General features: G+C 64.1%; 5 protein-coding genes. 3 read left to right on the top strand and 2 right to left on the bottom strand.

Translation table 11 applies throughout. The features are described from left to right. Positions 1-231: 231 nt before the first annotated feature. Together ACXJKR_RS17850 and ACXJKR_RS17845 are read right to left on the bottom strand one after the other, a co-directional pair. Complete coding sequence (locus tag ACXJKR_RS17850) at positions 232-3,204, bottom strand: TonB-dependent receptor (RefSeq protein WP_457323960.1); 2,973 nt, start codon at positions 3,202-3,204, stop codon at positions 232-234. Positions 3,205-4,105: 901 nt separating this feature from the next. Further along, the gene (locus ACXJKR_RS17845; RefSeq protein WP_457323959.1) at positions 4,106-6,583 is read right to left on the bottom strand and encodes a glycoside hydrolase family 95 protein; all 2,478 of its coding nucleotides are present in this window, start codon (positions 6,581-6,583) and stop codon (positions 4,106-4,108) included. 781 nt (positions 6,584-7,364) lie between these two features. On the opposite strand from ACXJKR_RS17845, the gene ACXJKR_RS17840 reads away from it, so the two are divergent. From ACXJKR_RS17840 to ACXJKR_RS17830, 3 genes are all read left to right on the top strand, one after another. Further along, entirely contained in the window at positions 7,365-7,673 is a 309-nt protein-coding gene (locus ACXJKR_RS17840) for a DUF4238 domain-containing protein (protein ID WP_457323958.1), read from the top strand. Beyond that, positions 7,652-8,029 carry a LysR substrate-binding domain-containing protein gene (locus ACXJKR_RS17835; RefSeq protein ID WP_457323957.1) on the top strand — a complete coding sequence of 126 codons (378 nt, stop codon included), beginning with the start codon at positions 7,652-7,654 and terminating at the stop codon, positions 8,027-8,029. Before ACXJKR_RS17840 ends, ACXJKR_RS17835 begins: the two co-directional genes overlap by 22 nt. A 13-nt stretch (positions 8,030-8,042) precedes the next feature. Then, positions 8,043-8,152, top strand: a 110-nt coding sequence (locus ACXJKR_RS17830) for an XdhC family protein (protein ID WP_457323961.1), incomplete at its 3' end; no start/stop codon positions are given.

The raw sequence follows: 8,152 nt of genomic DNA, 5'->3' as shown, positions 1-8,152 counted from the left end.
GGCGAACGTGTTCCAGGTGTTCCAGCCGAGCTGCGGGCGCTGCGCGAGCTCGGTGAACTTGCCGGGCGTGTCAGAGGCAGCGGGGACGGTCGTGCCTTGTGCCTGGGCCTGACCGAAGAACAGGTTGCCTGTGAGGACAAGCCCAAGAAATGTTTTGAGGGTTTTCATGTGGTTGTTGAAAGGCCGGCACACGCCGSAAGCCTCCAGCGCGGCCGATCTCATATGGTCTAGTTAGAACGAGTAGCCAGCACGCACGCTATAGCGCGGGCCAGATGCGAAGACAGCGCGCTGCTTGTCGCCAATGCCTTGGTGCATGAACTGGTGATAGCGGGCATCACTCAGGTTCTGCGCTTGCACGTCCACCTTGAAGTTCTCGGTGAACTTGTATGAGACGCCTGCATCCAGCTGGCCATACGCGCCAGCCCACAGCGGGATGCCCCAAGCGACGTTGCGCTGCCCGAGGGTGGCGCTGGACGGGTTGGTGTCCGTGCCGTCGCCGCCGGACGTGCCGTTGGTGTTCGTGCTGAGGAAGTACTTGTCGCGCCAGTTGTAGGCGATGCGCGCCGACCAGGGGCCACGATCGAACAGGATGGCCACGTTGAAAGCCTTCCTCGACAGCTGGGGCAAGGGCAGGTTGCCGAACGTCCTGCCGTCAACGTCGCAACCGTTCAGGTTGAGGTTCAGGTTGTCCGCGCTGTTGCCGCCCGAGCAGTAAGGGCTGAACACGCCGTTGTACAGCTTGCGCTTGCTGTCGACATAGGTGTAATTGGCTTGAAGGCCGATGCCCTTGAGCCAGTCAGGCACGTTGTCGAAGTACTGTTGATAGGCGATTTCCGCACCGCGGGCAGTGCCGCGCGCACCATTGATCGGCGAGGTGACGAGGAACTGCTGCTTCGTGCCGTTCACGTCCGGCAGCGAGACCCCGATCGTCTGGTCAATGACGACGTCCTTCAGACGCTTGTCGAAATACGCGAAGGTCAGCGAGCCGGATGGCGCGAAGTACCACTCGCCCGTCAGGTCGACCTGCTTGGACGTGATCGGTTTCAACAGCGGGTTGCCTGCTGCCGTGCCGACATGGGTCACCGACCTGACGGTCGTCACCTTGGTCGCGTCGTTGGTCGTCGAATCGACGTTTTGCGAAAGGGTGGTGTAGGCCTGAAGCTGCGAGAAGTCCGGGCGGGACATCGAGCTGCCATACGCAAAGCGAAATTGAAGCTTGTCGCTGGCCTGCATGCGCAGGTTCAGGCTCGGCAAGAAGTTGTTGTACGAATTTTCGACATCACGCTTTGCTTCAAAGGCAGGGATGTTGGGCACCGGGACACCGGCCAGGTTGTTGCCAGCTGGGACGTTGAACGTCGGATGGAACACGGTGTAGCCACGAGCGCTTGAGCGCGTCTCCACATACCGGACGCCGATGTTGCCGTCGACGGGGAGTGGCAGATCGTCGAAGCCAAAGCGCACCTGGGTATAGAAGGCCCGGGTCTTCTCACGCTGATCGTTCGTGCCGGCCGGGTTGTCCCCACCGAACGTCGCTGCTTTCCACGCGTCGCAACTGCCCCAACCCTGGGCCGCAGCCTGTTCGGCGCAAAGGATGTCGTGATACTTATGCAGTTCCTCATACGAGGCCGGGTAGTTGCTCGAAACGATGGGCGCCGGGAACACTACGGCCGGTACGCTCTCCTTGCCGTTGAAGAAGTTCGGGAACTGGTTGACCACGTAGGGCGCCGTGAAGCGCGGGTCGTTCAGGTAAGCCAGCTTGCCGATGTTCCAGCCCAGTTGCCACGGCTGCGAAACCGCCGCCCAGTTGTAGCTGGGATCGGAATTGACGGTGAGCGCATCGCGGTCTGTGAGGCGAACRCCAACGCGGACATCGCGGAGAACAGGATGGTCGAAGGTCCACTTGGCGTCGCCCTTCCACGCCTTGAGCTCACCGCTGTTCTTGTGCAGGTGCTCCATGGTTGTGCCCCAGTAGTAATTCGAGGGGTCGGCCAGGAAAGCGCGTTGGACGTCGTTGAAATCGATGCGCGGCACGTCGCCGCGGTAGTCCAGCTTCTCRCTCGGCATCAGCATGCCAAGGCCCACGGCCGACGAGAACGCGTCGGCCGCGGACGTGGTGCGCTGCACATCGCTGGTCAGCGTAAGCGCGGGAGTCACCTTCCACTGGATGTTCCAGGCGACATCGGTAGTTCTGGAGCTGCCCTTGCTGAAGCCACCGGCGTTACTGAAGGGGATACCGCCATTCTTGGTGTCGCTGATCGTGCCGGTCAGCAGCGCTCCCTTCGAGTCGTAAGTCGCGTCGCTGCTCACCAGCAAGTCATAGGGCGACGCGGAGGAGAAGATCGACTGCTCCAGCGCGTTGTCGCGATAGCGGGAATGAAAGACGCTCAGGTGGCTGCGGACGTTTTCGCCCTTCCACTGCAGGGCACCATAGGCGCCTTGGCGCTTGCGGTCGTATTCATAGGTGCGCCATTGCGCGCCCTTGGGGATCCAGACCGTCTTGCCCGGGACGACGTCCGTGCGCGGGTAGAAGGGCTCGAATTGGAACGTGTCGGTTCGCGTGGAACTGTCCGACGACGCGATGTCAATCAGGGCACCGAACTCGCCGAGGTCCGTGAGCACCCGGTTGGAATACAGGGCGGAGACCGACAGGTCAGCCTTGCCCTTGCGAAGGGTGCCGTACGTGCCTTCGACCGACAGGGCCATGCGCTGGCCCTTGAAGTCGAACGGTAGCGCGGTGCGAAGGTTCACAAGGCCGGAGATGCCGCCTTCGATCTGCTCAGCTGACGGGTTCTTGTAGACCTCTACGGCTGCCATCAGTTCGGGCGGGATATCACCCCAGCTCAGCGAGCGGCCCCCGTTGGCTGCAAAGGCCTCACGCCCGTTCACTTCGGAGCGGACGTAGTTCAGGCCGCGGATGTTGACACCGGCGCCCTCGACGGAGAAGCGCTCGTTGTCACCGGCCTGGCGGTTGATGCTGATGCCGACGATGCGCTGGAGCACTTCCGTGATCGAGCGGTCGKGCAGCTTGCCGATSTCTTCGGCCACGACCGAGTCGACCACCTCATCGGCGTTTTGCTTGATCTTCTGGGCGGACTGCAGCGCAGCGCGCTGGCCGGTGACCACTACCGTGTTCAACGACTCAGGCTGAGCAGGCTGCTGCGCGTAGCTCGCCTGAGCCACCCACGCCAGTTGTGCGACGGCCATCGCGACAGCCGTCCTATCGACGAATTTCATATGTCTCCTTGTTTTGCGCCGCCTGGTTGGCGATCGAGGGATCAAGCTCTTTGGGCCGAGGCACCACTGCCCCTGCGCAGCAACTCACAATCTCAATCAATGCTTTTCTTCTTTTGCATTAACGATATGTTGACGAAGTATTGCATGAACATTGACAAAGAGGAACGCCCTGTAGTGCGGTCACGGATCAGTATTGACCCTATGAAGACTTTCAGGAAAGGCGAAACCTTGGCGTTGCGCACTGCGAAGTCGCTTAGGGGATGTGTTGGTTGGTTCCTTGAATATGAACGCTTCATTGCATTCCGGCGAAGCACTCGTCACCCTGCTGCTGAAGGTTTCTGTAAGCAACCCGGCTGCGCCGCTGCCTTTTGAACTTCGCTGGCTACCCGCCTGCCATGTCCGACACCTCGCGCCCTCGTCACAACGACACTCGAAGGCTTGGGCCACACCCTTGCGGGATGAACTGCTATTGAACGTACTGCCCCGGTGGAAACAGCGACTGTTCGACAAGGGCGGCCGTGTGCCCAGTGGCCGGCGCAATACCGGAGAGGAACTCCATGCTGCTGCCGAGTGCGCAAAAGGCTCGTGGCTTAGGCGACCTCAAGTCCACCTGAGTCCCTTCAACGGGAAATAGTGCTATCAGCGCCGCGATGTGGCAGGCGTTCCCTCAATGACGGTGCAATCGAACCGGCCCGCGACGGACTCGAGCGGGCGGCCTGACGGCGAGACGCTGCTGGCCTTGGAGGGCACGTCATCCAGCCGCATCCAGGTGTCTTAGTGGCCCGCCGGGACAGCACTTCATCGCGGGTTGATGCGGGTCAGCGGCGGCCGTCGAGATGCCCGCATGCAGGCCTCACGGCGGGGAGGGCGGTCATGCGGTCAGGTCTTTGTTCAGTGCGTTGCGGTCCAGCCTTGCATGGCCGGTGGCGTCGAGATGGACGGCAATCAGGCGCGACCCCACGCGCAGCGAAACGTGCTGCCGCGGCTGGCCGTGCAGTGACAGTTGGGTTGCGCGGCCGCCCGCCCAGCTGAGGTCGACTTCGATGCCGCCGCGGGCCTTCACACCGCGCACGCGCCCCGACGGCCAAGCCGACGGCAGCGCCGGCAGCAGCAGCAGTTCGCCTCCCCAGGATTGCACCAGCATCTCCAGGATGCCCGCCGCGCCACCGAAGTTGCCGTCGATTTGGAACGGCGGATGCGCGTCGAACAGGTTGGGGTAGGTGCGTGCAGAACCCAGCAACGACTTCAAGATCCGGTGTGCGTGCTCGCCGTCGCACAGCCGTGCCCACAGACACAGGCGCCAGGCTGTGCCCCATCCGGTGGCGAGATCGCCGCGACGACGCAGGCTGGCGCGTGCGGCCTCGGCCAGTGCGGGGTTGTCGCGCACGTTGATCTGCGCGCTCGGATAGACGGCGTAAAGGTGCGACACGTGGCGGTGATGCTGTTCGCCAGCTTCGACGTCCCAGTCCTCCAGCCATTCTTGCAACTGCCCGGCCTTCCCGATGCGGTCGGGCGCGAGGCGTTCCCGCGTGCGACGGACTTGCGCCATCAGTTCAGCGTCGCGCTGCAGCAGACGGCCGGCTTCGGCGGTGTGCGCGAAGAGGTCGCGCACGATCTGGCGGTCCATGGCCGGCCCGGCGCAGACCGACGAGCCGTGCGGGTGCCAGTTCTCCGGCGAGATCGACGGCGACGTGAGCAGGCCGCGGCCTTGCGGGTCTTCCACCAGCGTGTCGAGGAAGAACTCCGAGGCGCCCTTGAGCAGCGGGTACAGCCGCTTCAGCACGGCGTCGTCGCGGGTGTAGTCGTAGTGGTCCCAAAGCGTCACGCACAGCCAGGCACCCCCGCAGGGCCACAAGCCCCAGTACGGGCCGTCGATGGGTGCGGCAGCGCGCCACAGATCCGTGTTGTGGTGGGCTACCCAGCCGCGGGCGCCGTACATCGTCCGCGCCGTCTTGGCACCGGTGATGGCCAGTTCCTCGACCATGCGCAGCAGCGGCTCGACGCACTCGCTCAGACCGGCGGGGTCGGCCGGCCAGTAGTTCATCTCGGTGTTGATGTTGATGGTGTACTTGCTGCCCCATGGCGGGTTTGTGCCTTCGTTCCAGAGGCCCTGCAGGTTTGCCGGCTGGGTGCCGGCACGCGAGCAGGCGATCAACAGGTAGCGGGCGTACTGGAAGTACAGCGCGGCCAATGCCGGGTCATCGGCACTTTCAGCCGCAGCCACGCGCAGGTCGGTGGGAAGGGCGGCGGCGGGGCCGGTGCCCAGGTCGAGCGACACGCCTGCGAACAGCCGGCGGTGATCGCGCACGTGAGCGCGGCGCAGCGCGTCAAAGCCTTTGCGCGCGGCGGCCTCGGTGTGTTCCCGAACGCGTGTCTCAGGATCACCGCTGACGTCGTGGTAGTTCACATAGCTTGTTGCGCCGGCCACCAGCAGCGTGACGCGGCTCGCATTTCGTACTCGGATGCCGGTCTCGCTTTCGGTGATGCGGCCATCGCCGATCACCTTGACGCGCATTGCGAAGCGCAGGCCGGCCGGCGTATCGGGCCCGCCCTGGTTCCGGCCGCGAGCGAGCCAGGCGCCGGCGCCATCAGCGCCGCCGGAGGTGCCGGAGTGAATGGGCAAGCCGGGTTCGACCAGCAGCCAGTCCACCGGCTGCTCGGTCACCAGTTCAGTCGCGGAGCCCTGGTAATCGGGCGAGGTGTACTTGGCCTCGCGCGGACCTCGGTAGCTCAAGTCGAACCCGAAGCGACCATGTTCCGAGGTGAGGTGCAGCACGATCACCTGGTCGGGCGCCGAAGCAAAGGCTTCGCGTGTGAACGCTCCTTCTGCGGCCGCGTAGCGCACGCTGGCGATAGCGGTTTCAAGGTCCAGTTCGCGCTCATAGCTGGAGGGTTTGCTTGCCGCATCGAAGTCGATCAGCAGGTCACCCATGCTGCCGTAAGACATCTGCCATAGCGGCCGCGCCATCATCTTGGCGCTGGCAAGCTCCGATGCTTCCTTGAACAGACCTTCGTTGATCAGGCGGCGCATCTCGGGCAGTGCGGCCAGGGCCTCCGGGTTGTCCGGTGTGTAGGGGGCGCCGGCCCATAGGGTGTCTTCGTTGAGCTGCAGGCGCTCCTGTGCGACGCGGCCGAACACCATGGCGCCCAAGCGTCCGTTTCCCAGCGGCAGTGCCTCCTCCCAACGCGACGCGGGCTGGCGGTACCAGAGCCGCTGGCCCGCCGCGCCTGCGGGTCGACCTGCGGCCAGCAGCATGCCGGGTGCAGCACTCAGGCCGGCGGCGCCGGCTAGCAAACTGCGGCGCGAGAGGGCGGCTGTCGAAAGTGTCTTGAATGGTGTGCTGCTCATGGGAAGTGGATGAGGGTGTCAGCCGTCCTGGCGAGGATCGGCATGGCATTGGGCAAGGGCGCGTCGTCGATGGGACAGTCGCACTGCCTGGCGTTGAGTTGCAGCTGCGCGTTCGCCGACCTGGCCGCCTACCGGAGTTGCAGCGGCGCAAGCGCCGTGGACTCCCTGTCCGCGGGTGTGCTGTCGGTGAATGTGCAGCCAGTCATGGGGCACGTGGACAGGCCCCGCGTTGTCGAGGCCTTAGATCGGGAGCAGGGCGTCTGCATGAAGGCACCGCCTGCCTTGTGCGGCAGTGGGACCGGCCACGTCGCTCGGCACCTCCGCGCGCTGCACGGAGAAGCCCGATGCTTAGCTCGCCGCCGCAGCCAATGCACCACTGCCACGGTCGTGCTGGACGGGGCCTGAGAGGCGCCGTGCTGGCGGCTTCGGCCCCATTTGTCTCCTTGTGTTGTTTTTGACTTGGTGTTCCGAACTCATATTAGTTCGGGCGGCGCACGAAGTAAATGCAGTGAAAGGGCGGGGGCGTTGAAGACCTGTGCGACGTGGTGGTGAACGTACCGATTGCTCAGCCTCACGAGATCGACTTCGAATGCGTGATCGGCGGGGCAGGGACGCTGCCGCAGCGGTTCAGGTTGMAGGCATCGTTGGACGCGGTCACCAGCGGCATCGAACGTGCACGTCGCGGAAGCTTCCAGTCAACGGAGGTCCTAAAGCTGGTGTCCGACGCTTAGCGCGGTCGAGATTGGCATGCCAGCGCGATGAATGTCGTCTCGGGGGCCAGATGGGTTCGCACAACAACCACCACTTCATCCCTGTCTTTCTTCTGGCCGAATGGGAGAGCGGCGCCGACGGCAAGCTTTCGGCGCTGCGATGGCGCCGCGGCGAGGTTGGCGTGGACCGCTACAAGGCCAAGTCGGTGGCCAAGCAACGCCATCTGTACGCCATCGAAACGTCGGGCCCGGAGCCCAACCAGGCGCTGGTGCGGCAGTTCATGGCGAAGAAGATCGACGATCCGGCAGCGCTTGTGCATGCCGCCATCGTTACCGGCAGCCGGGTACCAGTCATCCGGTGCCCTGGGAGTTCGACGTAGGAGGCGTGACGACCTTCCATGCGCTGCCGGTCTCCCTCTGCAGCAGCGATACGGAGACCGAGATGCGGGCGGTCGTCAATGGCATGGGCGTCGGCCAGATCGACAGCATCAATGCCACTCCGGCACTGCGCGAGGGCAGCCTGATAGCGGCGCTCGTTGACCAGGTCAGCGAACGCATGGGCCTGTACCTGTTCTATCCGCACCGGACCGACATGCCCGTCCGCGTACGGCGCTTCGTCACCTTTGCCCTCGACAAGCTGCACGGCAGCGACGAGTTCCATCTGTCGTCGCAGACCCTGAGGCAGCTGCAGGCGTCCCTTCAAAGCAGGCCGGGGCAAACCGGCATGACGTCCTGAGGACCAAGTGCACATGGAGAACATCGACATCCACGTCCTGAGAACCCTTCATGCCTGGCTTGCGGGCGGTCATCACGCCGCGCTCGTCACGGTGGTCAGGACCTGGGGTTCATCCCCAAGACC

The organism is Roseateles sp. P5_E11, from assembly GCF_054049355.1.
The sequence above is the reverse complement of the archived record's forward strand: the minus strand, read 5'-3'. Positions and strand labels throughout refer to the sequence as shown.